Here is an 18,143-nt window from a genome sequence, read left to right as displayed (position 1 = left end):
CGGTCGGTTCGCTCAGCCGGCCGGTCGCTCAGGTGGTCTGGCCGGATCTGTGCGCCCGGTCAGCCGGTGGGAAGCTCAGCGGTCCTATGCGGTACAGCACTTCGGGGTCGTGCGGGCCGTCCGGGAAGTGCGCCCCGTCGAAGAGCACTTCACGCGCGACGTCCGCTCCGTGGCGTGCGGCGTAGGAGGTGAACAGTCGCTCGGAGGCCGTGTTTCCGGGGGTGATCGTGGTCTCGACGGTTTCGAGGCCGCGGTCGTGGGCTACTCGTGCCGTGAGTCCGTCCAGCAGGGCGGCGGCGAGCCCGCGCCCGCGGTACGCGGTGTCGACGGCCACCTGCCAGACGAGCAGGGTTTCCGGCTGGTCGGGCCGGACGTACCCGGTGATGAAGCCGACCGGCATCCCCTCCTTGTCGCGCGCCACCACCGAGGTACCGGCGAAGTCACGGCACCACAGGAGGTAGCTGTACGAGGAGTTGAGGTCGAGGGTTCTGGAGTCCTTGGCGATGCGCCAGAGGGCGGCCCCGTCGGCCACCTCCGGACGGTCGATCCGCAGTCCCTCCGGCATTTCCAAGAATTCCGCTTGCAGGTCTGCTTGTGCGGCGGTCATGCGGATTGAATTTACCGAGAGAAAGCTGAAATTGCATCGCCGGATGGGGTTACGTCAACGCACTCGATATGTTATCGCGCGTGCACGGATGCCGCATGTCGAGGCGGCGAGAACAGCCCGTTTGTCCGGAAAATACGGGAGGAAACGGGCACCTTGTGTGTTGCGTCACATATACGTAACGGACACGAGACCTGCCCGAATTACGAGGTTGGTGTTCGCGAAATCTTAGTGTTTAAGACCGAAGAAAGCGGGCAGAAGAATACGGGAAGCTGCGCTCGAACAGGTATCGATTGGACCGCGAAATAGCAGCGGAATGAATTCTTCGATTACGCACCGGTGACCCCGTCGATGCCCTCCCGGACAATGTCCGCGTGGCCGTTGTGCCGTGCGTACTCCTCGATCATGTGGATGAGGATCCAGCGCAGGCTGACCTCGAGCCCGGCCATCGGGCCGTCCGCGATCCGTCCGGTGTCCTCCAGCGACCGCCCCGCGCACAGCTCCTGCCCCCGGGCGATCTCCCGCCGCCAGTTCGCCAGCGCCTCGTCGAGCCCGCGCTCCGGTACGAGGCCGTAGCCGCCGGACACGTCCCCGACCTTGTCCTCGTACACGGCCGGCACGTCGAGCCCGGCGAACACCCGCTGGAACCAGTTCCGTTCGACCTCGGCGAGATGCTGGACCAGCCCGAGCAGGGTCAGCTCGGACGGTTCGGCGGAGGCCAGCCGCACCTGACTGTCGTCCAGCCCACGGCACTTGAGCTCCAGCGTGGCCCGGTGGAAGGCGAGCCAGCTCTCCAGCATGGGCCGCTCCGGCCCGGTCATCAGCGGGATGGGACGGCCGTCGGGCAGGGTCTGGGTCTGGTGTGTGTCGGTGGCCATGCCGGGCAGCATGGCACGAGGGCCCGGCGATGCGGGAGAGGCGAAATCCCGCCGTCAGGAATCAGCTGCCGTCCCGCAGATCCGCCGGCCAGTCCGGGAGGAACTCGATGCCGTCGTACGTGACCACGCACCCCTCCCCCAGCGGCGACTGCGTCATAAAGCCCACGAGCGCCGCACCGGAGGCCTTCTCGTCGGCCAGCGTGAACAGGCGCACGAAGGTCCACCGCTTGCCGTCCTTGGAAGCATGGAAGGCGAAGGCACGGCCCGTACGGCTGATCCGCAGCCAGACCGAACTCCCCTCCACCGTCCAGGAGTTGGCGTCGTCGGAGTGGCCGCGGGTGACCACCGTGCACACGGTCGGCACATCCGGCGAGTTCTCCAGACAGAGTTTGGCCCACTCCCGCTCGGCCACGTGCACGTAGAGCACGCCCGCGTCAAATGCCCCCGAGAACCCCACGGTGACACGGGCGATCAGCTGAAAGTCCCCCTCCGGCGCCCCGAGCAGCCGAGGCGCGTCGGCCGCGGGGTCCAGCGCCTCATCAGTGGGCGGCACAAACCGGTCCTGCCGCGCCCCCGCCCATCCGGCGAGCACCCCGTCCTCGTACGACCAGTGCCCATCAGGACCGTAGGAGCGGAGCGGGAAAGGCAGTTCGGGTATTTCGAGATCCATGAGCAGAGTCTCCCAGGTCCACAACAGCGCCCGCTTGAGGGGCCGCAGGCCCCGAAAGGGGCGCGGAACTGTGGCAAGCTGCGGCCACAGCAGCGCCCCGTCAGGGGCGCGGGGCTGTGAAATTAGCGGCTCCGCCGCGGGGCGCGACCAGCCACGACGGACCCGCAGTCCGCAGCTAACCGCGCGCCCTACGGCGCAACCGCATTCCCCGCGCCTAGCGGAGCGCTACCGCTCGAGCTGGCCGTTAAAGCGCCGAGGCAGCCCCAGCGGGTTGTCATCCCGCAACTCGGCGGGCAGAAGCGCCTCCGGCGCATTCTGATACGCCACGGGCCGCAGCCACCGCTCAATAGCCGTACCCCCCACAGACGTGGATGTCGACGTCGTCGCAGGGTACGGCCCCCCGTGATGCTGAGCCGGAGCCACAGCAACACCCGTGGGCCACCCATTGACGAGCACACGCCCCGCAAGCGGCGTCAGCTCGGCAAGGATCTCCGCCCCGCGGCCCTGCCCCTCCGCCTCCTCGGAGGAGAGGTGCACGGTAGCGGTGAGGTTGCCCGGCAGCCGCGAGAGAACAGCACCGGCCTCCGAGTCATCCTCGTACCGAGCGACAACGGTGATCGGCCCGAAGCACTCCTCCAGGAGCAGATCATGCTCCCCCTCGGCGGCCAGCCGACGCGCAGGCACGGTCAGGAACCCGGGACTCACCGTGTGCTCGCTCCCCGCACCGGGCGTCACCGGAGCGTCCACGTCCGGCAGTTCGGCCCGCTCGGCAACCCCGGCGACGAAGTTGTCGCGCATCCGGTGGTCCAGCAGCACACCCGCGTCGGTGTTGCTGACCGCGTCGGTGAGGGACTTCACCAGCCGGTCACCGGCCGCACCCGTCGGCGCGAGCACGAGCCCCGGCTTCACACAGAACTGGCCGACGCCCATCGTCATGGAGCCCGCGAGCCCCGTACCGATCGTCTCGGCCCGCTCGGCGGCGGCGGCCTCGGTGATCACGACGGGGTTCAGCGACCCCAGCTCGCCGTGGAACGGGATCGGCACGGGCCGGGCGGCAGCCGCGTCGAAGAGGGCACGACCGCCCCGTACGGAACCGGTGAAGCCGGCCGCCGACACCAGCGGATGCTTGACCAGCTCGACGCCCGCCTCGAAGCCGTGCACGAGCCCGACGACGCCCTTGGGGATGTCGTGCTGCTCGGCGGCCCGCCGCAGCGTCGCCGCCACGAACTCGGACAGCGCCGGGTGGTCGGGGTGCGCCTTGACGACGACCGGGCAGCCCGCGGCGAGCGCACTCGCGGTGTCACCGCCGGCGACCGAGAAGGCGAAGGGGAAGTTCGAGGCCGAGTAGACGGCGACGACACCCAGCGGCACCTTGTAGCGGCGCAGGTCCGGGATCGGCGGCGTCGCGGTGGCGTCGGGGTGGTTGATCACGACGTCGAGGAACGCGCCCTCGTCGACGATGTCCGCGAAGGCCCGCAACTGGTAGCAGGTGCGGGCGAGTTCACCGGTGAGCCGGACCGGCCCGAGCGCGGTCTCCGCGTCGGCGGCCTCCACGAGGTGCTCCTTGGCGCCTTCGAGCAGTTCCGCGGCCGTACGCAGGAAAGCCGAGCGGACCGTGCGGTCCGCCAGGGCGCCCCGGGCGGCGTGGGCCGCGCGGACAGCCGTGTCCACCTCCTGGGCTGTGGCTTCCACCGCAACCTGTTCACGCTGCTTCCCGGTTCGGGGGTCGACACTCCAGACTGGTGCTGCTGCCACCGCGGGTCCCTCCAGATGTGATGCCGCAGTTCTTATGTGATGCCGCAGTTCTTGTGTCACTCACCAGGGCGTTCGATATGCTGAACACTGTCTCTGATGGTGAATATGTCCCGGAGACTATTTCCCGTCGAACGAAGGGGTCAAGGGCGATGTCGGCTGGCGAGACAGGCGGCGGGGCGCAGGTCAAGTCCGCGGTGCGGACCGTGGAACTGCTCGAGTATTTCGCCGGCCGACCCGGGATGCACTCCCTGGCCGCCGTACAGGAGGCCGTAGGTTACCCCAAGTCCAGTTTGTATATGTTGCTCCGTACGCTCGTCGAGCTCGGCTGGGTCGAGACGGACGCGACGGGCACGCGGTACGGCATCGGGGTGCGCGCCCTCCTCGTCGGTACGTCGTACATCGACGGCGACGAGGTGGTGGCCGTGGCCAGACCGACCCTCGACCGCCTCTCCGACGACACTACGGAGACGATCCACCTGGCGCGGCTGGACGGCACGAATGTGGTGTATCTCGCGACCCGCCAGTCCCAGCACTACCTCCGCCCCTTCACGCGTGTGGGCCGCCGGCTGCCCGCCCACTCGACCTCGCTCGGCAAGGCGCTGCTGGCCACGCACACGGACGAGCAGGTACGCAAGCTGCTGCCGGAGACGCTGCCCGCGCTGACCGAGCACACGATCACCGACCGGGAGAAGCTCATCGAGGAGCTGCACCAGGTGCGGGAGCAGGGCTTCGCGGTGGACCGCGAGGAGAACACGCTGGGACTGCGCTGCTTCGGCGTCGCGATTCCGTACCGTACGCCCGCGCGCGACGCCATCAGCTGCTCCGTACCCGTGGCGCGGCTGACACCCGCGCACGAGCAGATGGTGAAGGACGCCCTGTTCGACGCCCGTGACCGACTGACGCTCGCAACTCGGAGGCTCTGACATGGATGTGGTCCTGCGCGAGATCCACGACAGTGATCTGCCCGTCTTCTTCCGGCAGATGAACGACCCGGAAGCCGTCGAGATGGCCGCGTTCACGGCCAAGGACCCGGCCGACTGGGATGCCTTCGACGCCCACTGGAAGCGGATCCGTGCCACGCCGGGCGTGGTCAATCGCACGGTCCTCGCCGACGGCGACGTGGTGGGCAGCGCGGCGGTGTACGGCGAGCCGGGCGAGCGCGAGGTGACGTACTGGATCGACCGCGCGTACTGGGGCCGAGGCATCGCCACACGCGCCCTGCGGGCCCTGCTCGACGAGGTCCCCGAACGCCCGATGTACGCCCGCGCCGCCGCGGACAACGCGGGTTCGCGCCGCGTCCTGGAGAAGTGCGGCTTCCGCGTGACCGCGCAGGACAGGGGCTACGCGAACGCGCGCGGGGAGGAGATCGACGAGGTCGTCCTCACCCTGGACGGCTGACCCTTCTCCCCCGCGCGGCGGAGGCGGATCGGCGTCCGGCAGGAGGGCTCCGGCCGTCCGGGGCGGGAGTGTGGTCGGTATGACACAGACTTCCACCTCGGTACGGTCCGGGGTCGCAGCCCGGGTGCCCCTCAGCCGGACCCGTCGTGCGCTGCGGACCGTCGCCATCGCGTCCTGTCTGCCGTATGTGAGCCTCAAGGTGGCGTGGATCGCGGGAAGCCGGGCCGGGATTCCCGAGGGGAGTTCCCTGCTGGAGCACCGGGGCACGATGGCCGTCGCCAACAGCGTCACCGTCGTCATGGACGGGGCCGTCATCGTGCTCGCGCTGCTGCTCACCCGGCCGTGGGGGCAACGGGTTCCCGCCTGGCTGCTGGTGGGGCCGACATGGGTGGCCAGTGGGCTGCTGGCGCCGATCGTGGCGGGTTTTCCCTTGCAGCTCCTGGTCACGGCGTTGGGCGGGGGCGGGGACATACGAGCGGAGAGCGAGCCCTTTCTCGACGCGTGGGTCTTCGGGGTCGTCTACACGGGGTTCATCGTGCAGGGGCTCGCGCTCGGTGCGCTCTTCGTGCTGTACGCGCGGGATCGGTGGGGCCATGTCTGGCGGGCGTGGCCGGATGGTCCGGGGCGTACGGCGCCGCGCGTCCTCGCCGTGGCCTCGGCCGTGGTCGCCCTGTTCCCAGCCGGCATGCATCTGGCGTGGGCGTGCGGCGGCACCGCCGGGCTCAGTGAAGGCCGGATCGCCGATCGCACGGGCGACTTCCACCTGCTGGAGGCGCTGTACTTCGGCTTCCTCGCCGCGGCCGTCACGGGCGCCTGGCTGCTTGCCTTCCGGCGGGGCCGGGTGCTGTCCGTGAAGGTGGCGCTGGCGCTCGCCTGGATCGGCTCGGGTGCCACGGCCTGCTGGGGTGGGTGGCTGTCGCTGGTCTCACTCGCCGGCGTGGACGGCATCTCCGAGCAGCCGACGGTGCTGATGAACCTCACCTACGCTGGGCAGATGGTCGTGGGCATGCTCGTGGTCTCGGTAGCCGTGCACTTCCTGGCGGGGCGGTCCGGCGCCGCGCGACGGCCGGCGTGAGCGACTTCGCCCGGGCCCTGCTCCGGGCCCTGTTCGGACGGCGGACGCGTCGGCGGTGGATCCATCTGATCCTCGGTGGCGCGCTCGTCATGCCGTACGTCTTCGTCGGCGAGGTCGTCGTGAGTCTGGCCTTCGGATCGCAGAACGGGTCGGGCCTGCTGCTCCCCCAACTCACCGCCTTCGCCGTCGGGTTGCCCCTCGCCGCGATCACCGCTCTCTTCCCGCTGACCCGGCCGATGTCGGTGGCGGCGGTACGGGCCCTGTGCGGCGTCGACGGCGACCGGCTCGCCGACGGACCCGCGCGGACAGGGGCGGCGAAGGGGCGTACGGCGGCGTGGTTCACGCTGCACGTGGGGCTGGGCGGGGTCATCGCCGGGATGTCGCTCGCGGTGCCGCCCTTCGCGGTGGTGCTGATCGTGCTGCCCGTCTTCAAAGAGCTGCGCGACTCCGGACTGCCCGAAGTCTTCGACCACACCTGGGTGTTGGCGCTCTCGCCGGTCGCGGGCGTCGCCTGCCTGTTGGCCCTCGCCGGGTGCGCGGCGGGCGCCGGTACGCTGCTCGCCCGCTGGGCGCCCGAGCTGCTCGGGCCCACGCCCGAGGACCGGCTCGCCGCCGCCGAGGCCCGCGCCGCCGATCTCGCCGTACGCAACCGGCTCGCGCGGGAGCTCCACGACTCCGTCGGGCACGCGCTGAGCGCCGTCACGCTCCAGGCGAGCGCGGCCCGCCGGGTGCTGGACAGCGACCCGGAGTTCGTCCGCCAGGCGCTGGCCGCGATCGAGGACACCACGCGCCGGACGGTGGGCGAACTCGATGCCGTACTCGGCGTGTTGAGGGACGACGAGGGCGCTGGCAAGTCCCCGGCACCCACTCTCGCCGACCTCGACGGACTGCTGCTCCGCACCCGGGCGGGCGGTCTCCGCGTGACGGCCACCGTGGCGGCGGACCCCGAGACGCTGGCGCCGCTCGTCTCCCGGGAGGCGTACCGCATCGTGCAGGAAGGGCTGAGCAACGCCCTCAAGCACGCGGGCGACCACGTCACCGTGGCCCTGCGGATCGAGGTGACCGGTAAGGAGCTGGAGATCATGCTGGAGAACCCGGTGCCGAGGACCGCCACTCCCCGTCCCGGCGGCGGCCACGGCCTGCGCGGTATCGCCGATCGGGCCCGGCTGCTGGGCGGCACGACGGAGACGGGAGCGGTGGACGGCGTCTGGCGTCTGCACGTACGGCTGCCCGTCGAGAGAGCCACGACAAGCGAGGGACCCGTATGACCAGCCCCACGATCCGCGTCGTTCTCGCCGACGACGAGCGCATGGTCCGTACCGCGCTCCGCGCGATCCTCGCCGCCGAACCGGACTTGGAGGTCGTGGGCGAGGCGGCGACGGGCGCGGAGGCGGTGTCCGTCGTACGGGAGCTCAGGCCCGACGTGGTTCTCATGGACGTACGCATGCCGGAGATCGACGGCATCCGCGCCACCGAGCAGATCCTCGGCACGCTCGACGCGCCGCCGCGCGTCGTCGTCGTGACGACCTTCGAGAACGACGCGTACGTGTACGAGGCGCTGCGCGCGGGCGCCTCCGGGTTTCTGCTCAAGCGGGCGGAGGCGGATGCGCTGGTGCAGGCGGTACGGCTGGTCGCGCGCAGCGACACGTTGTTGTTTCCGGCGGCGGTGCGGGCGCTTGCCGTGGAGCATGCGCGGGCGAAGACGGCGCCGCCGCCTTGGGTTGCGAGGCTCACCGACCGTGAGGGGGAGGTGCTTCGGCTGATGGCCGGCGGGCTCACCAATGCCGAGATCGCCGGGCATATGGGGGTTGGGGCTGCGACGGTGAAGTCACATGTGGCGGCCGTTCTGGCGAAGACGGGGGCCAGGGATCGTACGCAGGCGGTGATCGCGGCGTACGAGGCCGGCTTCCTCAAGGGCGGGGCGTAGCGCCTCGCCGGGTTGATGAGGGTCCCATGAGAAACCGGGATGGAAGGGAACGTTCCGGTTGCCCTCCGTCGTCCTCTTTAGTGCGATGAACAAGACGATCAGGCGGGCCTCCGTCTTCACGCTGCTGCTCGTGCTCGCCCTGCTGGTCAGGGCGACCTGGGTGCAGTTCTACGACGGAAAGGCGCTCGCGGAGAACAAGGAAAACCGGCGGAACGTCATCGAGCAGTACGCGTACCCGCTCGGGAACATCATCGTGGCCGGCGAGGCGATCACCGGGTCCGCGGAGACGACCGGCAGCGACCTCAAGTACCAGCGGACGTACAAGAACGGCGCGCTGTACTCGGCGGTCACGGGCTACAGCTCGCAGGTGTACGGGGCGACGCAGCTCGAGGGCGTCTACAAGGACCTGCTCGACGGCACCGACAACCGGCTCAAGAACCCGGTGGACACGGTCACCGGCAAGCGGGCCGACCCGGGCGACGTGGTCACGACGATCGACCCGGATGTGCAGCGGGCCGCGTATGAGGCACTGGGTGACACGAAGGGTGCGGCCGTCGCCATCGACCCGACGAACGGCAAGATCCTCGGTGTCGTGTCGACCCCTTCGTACGACCCGTCCGAGATCAGCGGCTCCGACGACTCGGCCGCCTGGGAGAGGCTGACGAAGGATCCGGACAAGCCGATGACGAACCGGGCGCTGCGCCAGCCGCTGCCGCCGGGCTCGACGTTCAAGCTGGTCGTGGCGGCCGCCGCGCTGGAGGACGGGCTGTACTCGTCGGTGGACGAGAAGACGGAGAGCCCGGACCCGTACCCGCTGCCGGGCACGACTCGCGTGCTGGGCAACGAGAACCCGTCGGCGCCCTGTGAGGACGCCACGATCCGGGTGGCTCTGCAGTACTCGTGCAACAACGTCTTCGGGAAGATGGCCGTCGACCTGGGCCAGGACAAGGTCAAGGAGATGGCGGAGAAGTTCGGCTTCAACGACGGGGAGCAGGACGTTCCGGTGCGGGCGTACGAGAGCGTCTATCCGTCCGGCATGGACAAGGCGCAGACCGCGCTGTCGGGCATCGGCCAGTTCGACGTCCAGGCGACGCCGCTGCAGATGGCCATGGTGTCGGCGGCCATCGCCAACGGCGGTGAGCTGGTCTCACCGCACATGGTGTCGCAGATCAGCGACGCGGGCGGGAACGTGCTGGAGAACTACGACGACAACACGGACACCAGGGAGATCGTCAGCTCGTCCACGGCCGAGCAGTTGCAGTCCGCGATGCAGACGGTCGTCGACGACGGGACGGGTACGAACGCGCAGATCGACGGCGCGACCGTGGGCGGCAAGACGGGTACGGCCCAGCATGGCGAGAACAACAGCCAGACGCCGTATGCCTGGTTCACGTCGTACGCGAAGGACGACTCGACGGGCAAGGAGGTCGCTGTCGCTGTGATCATCGAGCAGTCGGATGCGGCTCGGTCCGAGGTGAGCGGTAACGGGCTGGCCGCGCCGGTGGCGAAGGCGATGATGGAGGCCGCGATTCAGAGCTAGGCGCTCCACTGGAAGGGCAGTTCGAAACTGCGGCTCCGTCGTGGCTGGTCGCGCCCACGCGGCGGAGCCGCATATCGATAACAGCCCCGCGCCCCTGGAAGGAAGGCCTGCGGCCTCCTTCCAGGGGCGCGCGCACCGACTGGCCTTACACGCCCAGCAACTGCTCGATCGGGTCGATCGCGAAGTACACCAGGAACAGTGCCGCCGCGCCCCACAGCAGCCAGTGGACCTCGCGGGCCTTGCCGAGCACCGACTTGATGAGGACGTACGCGACGAAGCCCGCCCCGATGCCGTTGGTGATCGAGTACGTGAAGGGCATCACGGCGATCGTCAGGAACGCGGGGATGGCTATCTCGTACTTGTCCCAGTCGATGTGCTTGACCTGAGTCATCATCAGGAAGCCGACCGCGACGAGGGCGGGGGCCGCGGCCTGGAGCGGGACGATGGTCAGCAGCGGGGTCATGAACAGGGCCAGGGCGAACAGTCCGCCGGTGACCAGGTTGGCGAAGCCCGTGCGGGCGCCCTCGCCGACGCCCGCCGCCGACTCGATGTACGAGGTCGAGGAGGAGGCGGAGGACGCGCCGCCCGCGACCGCGGCGGCGCCGTCGATCAGCAGCACGCGGCCCAGGTTGGGCACCTTGCCGTCCTCGTCCAGCAGCCCGGCCTCGGCGCTGACGCCGACGACCGTGCCCATGGTGTCGAAGAAGTCCGACAGGATCAGCGTGAAGACCAGCAGGACGACGGTGATCGCGCCGGCCTCGCCGAAGGCGCCGAACAGGCTGAAGTCGCCGATCAGCCCGAAGTCGGGGGTGTCGACCACCTTGTCCGGCCACGCGGGCGTGGTCAGGCCCCAACTCTTGATGTCGGCCGCCGAGTTGATGATGATCGCCAGGAGCGTCATCAGCACGATGCTGATCAGGATGGCGCCCTTGACCTTGCGGGCGAGCAGCCCGATGGTCAGCAGCACCCCGAGGCAGAAGACGAGCATCGGCCAGCCGGTCAGCGCGCCGGTGGCGCCCAGCTGCACGGGCACCGTGGTGTTCGCCGCGTCCGGGATGCGGGTGACGAACCCGGCGTCGACGAAGCCGATGAGCGCGATGAACAGGCCGATGCCGACGCTGATCGCCTGCTTCAGGGGCTGAGGGATCGCGTGCATGACGGCCTCGCGCAGGCCCGTCACCACCAGCACACAGATCAGCAGTCCCTCGAGGACGATCAGACCCATCGCGTCGGCCCAGCTCATCAGCGGGGCTATCTGGAAGGCGACGACGGCGTTGAGGCCGAGTCCGGCGGCGAGGGCGAGCGGCAGATTGCCGCCGACGCCCATGATGACGGTCATGACGGCGGCCACCAGGGCGGTGGCGGTGACGAGTTGGACGCTGTCGAGCCGCTGCCCGAACTTGTCCTCGGCGCTGCCCAGGATGATGGGGTTCAGGACAAGGATGTACGCCATCGTGAAGAACGTGGCGAAACCGCCGCGGATCTCCCGGGCGAAGGTGGATCCCCTGGCGGAGATCTTGAAGAACCGGTCGACGCTGTTCGCCGGGGGTGGTGCGGCACTTGGCCGGTCGGTCACCTTCTGTGCTCCGGACATGCGGATGCTCCTCGTTACTGCGTGCTGAGTGCGCGGATGCTGGCTGGATTGTTCCCGCCGTACTGCGCTTTCGGGTTTTCGCCGTGTTACGGAATCACGTACGCGATCGAGTTCGGCCTACCGCACGGCCTTCGAAGTCCTGTACGGGCGCCTGCTACTCTCTCGAATCTCACCCACAGGAGCACCATTCCTTCACGGGTGACACACGGGGTCCGTCCGTATACGCACTTCGCAGGCACGGCGCGCGCAGGTCAACCGTACTGTCCGGATTTCAGCAGGGAGAGGTCGCCCGTGGGCACTGTCGTCGACGACGCCGCCTCCGTGGAGTTCCATGACTTCTTCGAGCGGCACTATGCCGAACTGGCGCGGCTGGCCCATCTGTTGACCGGCGAGTCGGACGCCGCCGACGATCTGGCGGCGGACGCGCTGCTCGCCATGTGGCACCGCTGGGACCGGGTGCGGGAGGCCGACCATCCGGTGGCGTACGCGCGCGGAGTGGTCGCCAATCTGGCGCGCAGCCGGATCCGCAGCGCGGTGCGGGAGCGCAGACGCGTCACGCTGTTCTGGTCGCAGCGCGAGGAGAGCAGCGAGAACCCGGATGTGCCGGCCGTCGTCGATGTCCAGGGGGCGCTGCGCAGTCTGCCGTTCCGCAAGCGGGCATGTGTGGTGCTACGTCACGCTTTCGACCTCTCGGAGAAGGACACCGCGCTCGCTCTCGGCATCTCCGTCGGTACGGTGAAGAGCCAGACGTCGAAGGGGATGGCCGAGTTGCAGCGGTTGCTGGGCAGTGCGGACGGCCCGAGCCAGGTGCACGCGGCGGTGCTGCGCACCGGTGGGGCCGGAGGGAGGAACCCGTGACCGGGCAGCGCGATACACGTGCCACGGACAACGCCGTGCGCGCCCGGCTGCGTGAGGCGGCCGGCGCTCATGAGCCCGACCGTGCGCGCATCCTGGCCCGCATCGAGCGCGGCATGGCCGAGTCCGAGACCTCCCGGCGGCCTGCGCAGCGGCCCCAAGCGCTCGGCTGGGCGCGGGTCGTCGGCGCCACGGCCGCGGTCGCGGGCCTCCTGGCCGTGGGCGGCTACGCGGCGGCGTCCGCGCTGAAGGAGGACGACAAGGCCCAGCAGACCGTCGCGGTCACACCGACTCCCGAGCCGTCGCCCGAGGAGTCGAAGCGCGGCGAGATCCCGCCGGACCCGACGAGTTCCCCGCGTCCCGAGAAGCCGACCGCGCCCGCGTCGCCGCCGGTCAAGCAGCCCGAGCCGCCCCCTGCCGTCAATCCACCCGCGGACGCCGGCACCGAGGAGGGCCCGCTGTGGTCGGACGGCTCGGTCGATCCGCACAGCAACGACTTCTGGGCGCAGAGCAATGTGACGGTGAAGTCGGACAAGCAACTCACCTCGCTGACCGTCCAGTTGCGCGTCAAGCAGACCGGCGGGGTCAACTCGACGGGCGCCTGGCGCTCACTCCCCGAGGCCGACTTCGAGATGACGGTCGGCGAGCGGGACGGCTTCATCGTCTACACCTGGCAGCTCAAGGAGGGCCGTACGGTCCCGGCCGGTGAGTTCGTGTTCGCCGGGCAGTACGACCATGACTACGGCGGCCGTGACGCCAGTAACGACCGCTATGCGGCCACCGCGACGGCTGATGGCCAGCAGGTGGGCGTACAGGGCGACTTCGAGGGCCAGGACGACGATGACGACGACTCATGACCAGCTGCCGGTGACCGGCGACTCGTGACCGGCTGCTGGTGACCGACGGCTCATGACCGGCGGCGCGGAAAGCTCATAACGAGCGGCGGCCGTAAAAAAAGTTCCGAGGGGCGGCAACCCGCTCCTTCCGGGTGGCAACCAGGGAGACGCAAGGTCTCTCCCCCCACTCAAGGAACGGGACATGAGTTCAGAAACACAGCAGCGCGCACGCCATCGCCGCAAGCTCAGCCGGACACAGGCCATCGTCGGCAGCCTGTCCGCGTTAGGCCTGACCGGAGCGGCCGTCCTCACCACCACGATGATGTCGTCGGCCAATGCCGCGGCCCAGTGGCCGACCCCCGACGGCAGCGAGGCGGTCTCCAAGACGATCCCGGTGGAGGGCGTCAAGGACGGCGGCATGAAGCGCTTCTACGGCAGCGGCGACCTGGCCGGTGACGGTCAGGAGGAGGGCGGAGACCCGATCTTCGAGCTCGCGGACGGCGCGACGCTGAAGAACGTCGTCATCGGCAAGCCCGGCGCCGACGGCGTCCACTGCAAGGGCTCCTGCACGCTGCAGAACGTCTGGTGGGAGGACGTCGGCGAGGACGCCGCCACGTTCCGCGGCGGCGAGTCGGCCACCTTCACCATCAAGGGCGGCGGTGCGAAGCACGCCGAGGACAAGGTCCTCCAGCACAACGGCGGCGGCAAGCTCGTCGTCTCGGACTTCGTGGCGGAGGACTTCAAGAGCCTCTACCGCTCCTGCGGCAACTGCTCGACGCAGTACAAGCGCAGCGTGATCTTCAACAGCCTGGAGGTGACTGCTCCGGGCGGGCGTCTGGCCGGCATCAACAGCAACTACGGCGACTCCGCGGCCCTGCGCAAGGTGACCATCACCGGCGACGGCGGCAAGGAGATCGTGCCGTGCCAGAAGTTCAAGGGCAACAACAGCGGTGACGAGCCGGAGGAGGCGGGCTCGGACGCCGACGGCACGCACTGCAACTACAAGCCGTCCGACATCACCTACAAGTAGGTCCTCCGCGGACCACACAGATCTGCTGGCCCGAGCCCCCCCCCACGACGGCCAGTAGCAAGGAGAACGCCCCCGCCGGACTTGGGAGGTCTCGGCGGGGGCGTTCTCATGGGCCGTGGGGGGATGGGCCCGTGGGGGGAGCGGGAGGATCAGTTCATGGTGGAACCGATGGTGGTGGAGCCCGCCGTCAGGAATGTCGTCGCGGGCAGCGAGCCGTCCTCCTTGCGGGCGCCGTACGCGGTGGACGCGTTGGTGGACTTGAGGGCCGGGGCGGCGATGCCCTTGTCCCAGTTGTTGCCCGCGGAAACGGTGGACGGGCCGAGCTTGGACGTGCCGCCCTTGTTGCTCACCGCGAGGTTCTTGCCGAGCCGGGCCTTGCCGGTGGCGAAGTAGTAGCCCGAACCGGCGTTGGCGTAGGCGGTGTTGCGGTTCAGGCTCATGGCACCGGTGTTGGAGTTCTCGGTGAAGCCGTGCTTCGTGTTGTTCCAGGCCGCGTTGTGGGTGACGACGTGGGCGACCGAGGCGCCTCCGCCGCCGAGCTTGAAGCCGTTGCCGTTGCCCTCGAAGGCCGGGTCCTTCCAGCGGTTCTCGCCGTTTCCGAAGGCCCAGGAGTGCTCGACGGTGACGGGGCTGGAGAACTGCCAGAAGTCGAGACCGTCATCCGAGTTGTTGTAGAGGCGGGCGCCGGTGATCTTGTTGCCGGTGCCGGAGCCGAACTTCACGGCGATCCCGTCGGCGTTCTGGCCGTGTCCGGACGGGTCGTAGTTGCCGTAACTGTCCAGGTTCTGCACGAGGTTGTTCGTGGTGCCGTCGCCGCGCAGTGTGAAGCCGGAGTCGCCGTTGTTCGCGGTGACGAGGTTCCTGAACACTCCGCCGGCGGAGGAGGTGGCGACGAAGCCATGGGCCGGCGCGTTCTGCCAGGTGAGGTTCTCGACGGTCCAGTGGTCGCCGTAGATCCCGGCGAGCCAAGAGCCGTCGGGCAGCTTCGAGCCGTCGATCTTCACCTTCGCCCCAGGAGCGGCTTGCAAGGTGATACGGGCCGAACTGGTTCCGTTCGCCGAGGACTTGAGGGTCTTCGTCGGGTAGTACGTGCCGCCGCGCACCTGGATGGTGGTGCCGGGCGTGGCGGCCTTGACGGCGGCTTCGAGCTGAGCGGTGCTGGAGACGACGACCGTCCTGACGGGGGCGGCGTCGGCTCCGTCGTCCGAGAGGCCGAGGTAGACGCCACCCGCCCCCGAGGCGACGGACACCGCGGCGGCAATGGAGAGGGTGCGCGTCCGGCGGTGGCGTCCAGTGCTCTGGAGCACGGGGCGTTCCTTTCCTGGGAGTTGGGGACGAGGGGCGGGCCGGGAAGCCCGCCTCTGCCCAATAAGTCGCCGCCATGGCCGGAAAAGGTTGCCGCGCCGAACCGAAAATGAATCGAAAGTTTCGATCACTCCGGTCCATGTCGCACCGATTGACGCCCCGAGCCCCACTGGTGAAACTCCAGGTCAGTTCGGCCCAACAGAAACCACCAGACTCCCACAGGATGTGCCATGCGCCCCCGCACCGCCCGCACGCTCCTGACCTCCCTGTCAGCGCTGCTCGCCCTGTTCCTGAGCCTCCTGGCAGCCCCACCCAGTCCCGCACAAACCGCAGAACAGCCCGTCAACAAGAGCGCGGAGAGAGCCACGCAGAAGTCCAAGTCGAAGTACGCGGGCTATCTCTTCGCGTACTTCACCGGTGAAGGCACCGCCGACGGCGAGCAGATCCGCTACGCCCTCAGCCGCGGCAACGACCCGCTGCACTGGCGGGAGCTGAACGCCGGAAAGCCGGTGCTCACCTCCACCATCGGTGAGAAGGGTCTACGGGACCCATTCGTGATCCGCGCCCCCAAGGGCGACAAGTTCTACATGATCGCGACCGATCTGCGCATGTACGAGAACAGCAGCGGCAGTTGGGACGACGTCCAGCGCCACGGCAGCAAGTCCATCATGGTCTGGGAGTCCACAGACCTGGTGAACTGGACCGACCAGCGCCTGGTGAAGGTCTCCCCCGACAACGCGGGCAACACCTGGGCCCCTGAGGCCTATTGGGACGAGAAGCTCGGCGAGTTCGTCGTCTTCTGGGCCTCGAAGCTGTACGCCGCCGACGACCCGGACCACACGGGCTCGACGTACAACAAAATGATGTACGCGACCACGAAGGACTTCCGCACCTTCAGCAAGCCCAAGGTCTGGAACGACCCCGGCTACTCGGTCATCGACTCAACCGTCGTGCAGCACAAGGGCACGTACTACCGCTACACCAAGGACGAGCGCGACCCGAACTCCTCCAGCCCCTGCGCGAAGTTCATCACCGGGGAGAAGTCGCGGACGCTGACCTCCACGAAGTACGACTTCGTCGCGGACTGCATCGGCAACGGGGCGATGGACCGCGGCGAGGGCCCGACGGTCTTCAAGTCCAACACCGAGAACAAGTGGTACCTGTTCATCGACGAGTACGGCGGCCGCGGCTACATCCCCTTCGAGACCACCGACCTCGACTCGGGCAAGTGGACCCCGTCGCAGAACTACCAGCTGCCCACCAGCCCGCGCCACGGCACGGTCATGCCGGTAACGCAGAAGGAGTACGACCGCCTGCTTGCCGCGTATCCCGAAAGCCCCACCTCGATCGTCGACGTGACGGCGAGGGACCAGGAGGGGTACGCGATCGTCACGGAGTCCGCGAACAAGGTCGTCCTGCCGATGGAGCCGAACGCCGACGTCAGGCGCCTGGCGCCGAAGCTGGCGGTCGGCGCGGGGGCCAAGGTCAGCCCGGCCTCGGGCACGCGCCGCGACTTCCGCAAGCCGCAGACGTACACCGTGACGGCGGCGGACGGGACGAAGCGCACCTGGACGGTCGAGGCCGTCCCGACCCGCAGTCCCGTCCTGCCCGGCCTCTACGCGGACCCCGACGTCAAGTACATGAACGGCCGCTACTGGATCTACCCGACGACGGACGGCTTCCCCGGCTGGAGCGGCACCAAGTTCAAGGCCTTCTCATCAAAGGACTTGGTGCACTGGAAGGACCACGGCGAGATCCTCGACCTGGGCCCTGACGTGTCCTGGGCCGACAAGAACGCCTGGGCACCGGCGATAGCGGAGCGCAACGGCAAGTACTACTTCTACTTCTGCGCCGAGCAGCAGATCGGCGTCGCGGTCGCGGACTCCCCCGCCGGCCCGTTCAAGGACGCGCTGGGCAAGCCTCTGGTCGCCAAGGGCGGGCAGCTCCAGGGCCAGATGATCGACCCCTCGGTCTACACGGACGACGACGGCAAGTCGTACCTCTATTGGGGCAACGGGCGCGGCTATGTCGTCCCGCTGAACGACGACATGGTGTCCTTCGACGCGACCAAGGTGAAGGACATCACCCCGGACAACTTCCGCGAGGGCGCCTTCGTGATCAAGCGCAAGGGCACCTACTACTACATGTGGTCCGAGGACGACACCCGCAGCGAGAACTACCACGTCGCGTACGCCACCGGCCCGTCCCCGCTCGGCCCCTGGACCAAGAAGGGCACGATCCTCTCCAAGCGCCCCGAGTACGGCATCAAGGCCACCGGCCACCACTCGGTGGTGAGAACCCCCGGCACGGACAACTGGTACATGGTCTACCACCGCTTCGCCCTGAACGGCCCCGGCAAGGCAGGCGGCGACGGCACGCACCGCGAGACGACGATCGACCGCATGGAGTTCGCGGCGGACGGCACGATCAAGCCGGTGGTACCGACGCTTGAGTCGATCAAACCGGTACGGAAGTAGCCGACTGAGTCTGGCCGCTGACGTGGGCCACGCCCCGATAGCACGGGGCGTGGCCCACCGAAGTCACGGTTCGGGACGCGCCCTTCAGGGGCGCGGGGCTGCGACATATGCGGCTCCGCCGCGGGGCGCGACCAGCCACAACAGACCTGCAGCTTGCAAGCGACCCCTCCAGCGGAGCTTCGTCGGGTCGACCCCGGCG

16 protein-coding genes are annotated in these 18,143 nt (G+C 68.9%); 10 read left to right on the top strand and 6 right to left on the bottom strand.

All coding sequences use genetic code 11. From position 1 onward, the window contains the following. Positions 1-28 precede the first annotated feature (28 nt). The 4 genes from ectA to OHT21_RS36500 form a co-directional block, all read right to left on the bottom strand. Entirely contained in the window at positions 29-607 is a 579-nt protein-coding gene (gene ectA / locus OHT21_RS36515) for a diaminobutyrate acetyltransferase (RefSeq protein ID WP_328772542.1), read from the bottom strand. Between the two features lie 326 nt (positions 608-933). Next, positions 934-1,482: a DinB family protein gene (locus OHT21_RS36510; protein ID WP_328772541.1), complete on the bottom strand. Its 549-nt coding sequence runs from the start codon at positions 1,480-1,482 to the stop codon at positions 934-936. A 61-nt stretch (positions 1,483-1,543) separates the two neighbouring features. Then, positions 1,544-2,152, bottom strand: a complete 609-nt coding sequence (locus tag OHT21_RS36505; protein ID WP_328772540.1) for a DUF1349 domain-containing protein — start codon at positions 2,150-2,152, stop codon at positions 1,544-1,546. A gap of 225 nt (positions 2,153-2,377) precedes the next feature. Continuing rightward, complete coding sequence (locus OHT21_RS36500; protein WP_328772539.1) at positions 2,378-3,907, bottom strand: aldehyde dehydrogenase (NADP(+)); 1,530 nt, start codon at positions 3,905-3,907, stop codon at positions 2,378-2,380. 149 nt (positions 3,908-4,056) lie between these two features. On the opposite strand from OHT21_RS36500, the gene OHT21_RS36495 reads away from it, so the two are divergent. From OHT21_RS36495 to OHT21_RS36470, 6 genes are all read left to right on the top strand, one after another. After that, entirely contained in the window at positions 4,057-4,830 is a 774-nt protein-coding gene (locus OHT21_RS36495; protein ID WP_328772538.1) for an IclR family transcriptional regulator, read from the top strand. A 1-nt stretch (position 4,831) separates the two neighbouring features. Beyond that, a complete protein-coding gene (locus OHT21_RS36490) occupies positions 4,832-5,305 on the top strand; it encodes a GNAT family N-acetyltransferase (RefSeq protein ID WP_328772537.1) in 474 nt (157 codons plus the stop codon). 79 nt (positions 5,306-5,384) lie between these two features. Next, entirely contained in the window at positions 5,385-6,380 is a 996-nt protein-coding gene (locus OHT21_RS36485) for a hypothetical protein (protein WP_328772536.1), read from the top strand. Further along, the gene (locus tag OHT21_RS36480) at positions 6,377-7,648 is read left to right on the top strand and encodes a sensor histidine kinase (RefSeq protein ID WP_328772535.1); all 1,272 of its coding nucleotides are present in this window, start codon (positions 6,377-6,379) and stop codon (positions 7,646-7,648) included. The genes OHT21_RS36485 and OHT21_RS36480 overlap by 4 nt, the downstream gene beginning before the upstream one ends. Continuing rightward, positions 7,645-8,307: a response regulator transcription factor gene (locus tag OHT21_RS36475; RefSeq protein ID WP_328772534.1), complete on the top strand. Its 663-nt coding sequence runs from the start codon at positions 7,645-7,647 to the stop codon at positions 8,305-8,307. Before OHT21_RS36480 ends, OHT21_RS36475 begins: the two co-directional genes overlap by 4 nt. 85 nt (positions 8,308-8,392) lie before the next feature. Further along, positions 8,393-9,847: a peptidoglycan D,D-transpeptidase FtsI family protein gene (locus tag OHT21_RS36470; protein ID WP_328772533.1), complete on the top strand. Its 1,455-nt coding sequence runs from the start codon at positions 8,393-8,395 to the stop codon at positions 9,845-9,847. A gap of 145 nt (positions 9,848-9,992) precedes the next feature. Here the strand turns inward: OHT21_RS36470 and OHT21_RS36465 are convergent, their stop codons facing one another. Further along, positions 9,993-11,441, bottom strand: coding sequence for an NCS2 family permease (locus tag OHT21_RS36465; protein WP_328772532.1), 1,449 nt, complete (start codon positions 11,439-11,441; stop codon positions 9,993-9,995). Between the two features lie 291 nt (positions 11,442-11,732). Here OHT21_RS36465 and OHT21_RS36460 point away from each other — a divergent pair, with 291 nt between their 5' ends. The 3 genes from OHT21_RS36460 (at position 11,733) to OHT21_RS36450 (ending at position 14,162) form a co-directional block, all read left to right on the top strand. Continuing rightward, positions 11,733-12,299, top strand: coding sequence for a SigE family RNA polymerase sigma factor (locus OHT21_RS36460; RefSeq protein ID WP_328772531.1), 567 nt, complete (start codon positions 11,733-11,735; stop codon positions 12,297-12,299). Continuing rightward, on the top strand, positions 12,296-13,153 hold the full coding sequence (locus tag OHT21_RS36455) for a hypothetical protein (protein ID WP_328772530.1): 858 nt from the start codon (positions 12,296-12,298) through the stop codon (positions 13,151-13,153). The genes OHT21_RS36460 and OHT21_RS36455 overlap by 4 nt, the downstream gene beginning before the upstream one ends. Positions 13,154-13,334: 181 nt before the next feature. Further along, complete coding sequence (locus OHT21_RS36450; RefSeq protein ID WP_328772529.1) at positions 13,335-14,162, top strand: pectate lyase; 828 nt, start codon at positions 13,335-13,337, stop codon at positions 14,160-14,162. A gap of 149 nt (positions 14,163-14,311) precedes the next feature. Here OHT21_RS36450 and OHT21_RS36445 read toward each other — a convergent pair whose 3' ends face one another. Next, entirely contained in the window at positions 14,312-15,469 is a 1,158-nt protein-coding gene (locus OHT21_RS36445; RefSeq protein ID WP_328772528.1) for a right-handed parallel beta-helix repeat-containing protein, read from the bottom strand. A gap of 228 nt (positions 15,470-15,697) precedes the next feature. On the opposite strand from OHT21_RS36445, the gene OHT21_RS36440 reads away from it, so the two are divergent. Beyond that, positions 15,698-17,944: a family 43 glycosylhydrolase gene (locus OHT21_RS36440; RefSeq protein ID WP_328772527.1), complete on the top strand. Its 2,247-nt coding sequence runs from the start codon at positions 15,698-15,700 to the stop codon at positions 17,942-17,944. Positions 17,945-18,143 lie beyond the last annotated feature (199 nt).

Origin of the sequence: Streptomyces sp. NBC_00286, assembly GCF_036173125.1 — a bacterium.
In the GTDB taxonomy this organism is placed as follows: domain Bacteria; phylum Actinomycetota; class Actinomycetes; order Streptomycetales; family Streptomycetaceae; genus Streptomyces.
Note: the sequence above shows the minus strand (reverse complement) of the source record. Positions and strands in the feature narration are given on the sequence as shown.

Excerpts from the sequence above, each read along its gene's own strand:
- ectA (WP_328772542.1), bottom strand. The coding sequence starts at position 607 with ATGACCGCCGCACAAGCAGACCTGCAAGCGGAATTCTTGGAAATGCCG.
- OHT21_RS36510 (WP_328772541.1), bottom strand. The coding sequence starts at position 1,482 with ATGGCCACCGACACACACCAGACCCAGACCCTGCCCGACGGCCGTCCC.
- OHT21_RS36505 (WP_328772540.1), bottom strand. The coding sequence starts at position 2,152 with ATGGATCTCGAAATACCCGAACTGCCTTTCCCGCTCCGCTCCTACGGT.
- OHT21_RS36495 (WP_328772538.1), top strand. The coding sequence starts at position 4,057 with ATGTCGGCTGGCGAGACAGGCGGCGGGGCGCAGGTCAAGTCCGCGGTG.
- OHT21_RS36490 (WP_328772537.1), top strand. The coding sequence starts at position 4,832 with ATGGATGTGGTCCTGCGCGAGATCCACGACAGTGATCTGCCCGTCTTC.
- OHT21_RS36485 (WP_328772536.1), top strand. The coding sequence starts at position 5,385 with ATGACACAGACTTCCACCTCGGTACGGTCCGGGGTCGCAGCCCGGGTG.
- OHT21_RS36475 (WP_328772534.1), top strand. The coding sequence starts at position 7,645 with ATGACCAGCCCCACGATCCGCGTCGTTCTCGCCGACGACGAGCGCATG.
- OHT21_RS36470 (WP_328772533.1), top strand. The coding sequence starts at position 8,393 with ATGAACAAGACGATCAGGCGGGCCTCCGTCTTCACGCTGCTGCTCGTG.
- OHT21_RS36465 (WP_328772532.1), bottom strand. The coding sequence starts at position 11,441 with ATGTCCGGAGCACAGAAGGTGACCGACCGGCCAAGTGCCGCACCACCC.
- OHT21_RS36450 (WP_328772529.1), top strand. The coding sequence starts at position 13,335 with ATGAGTTCAGAAACACAGCAGCGCGCACGCCATCGCCGCAAGCTCAGC.
- OHT21_RS36440 (WP_328772527.1), top strand. The coding sequence starts at position 15,698 with ATGCGCCCCCGCACCGCCCGCACGCTCCTGACCTCCCTGTCAGCGCTG.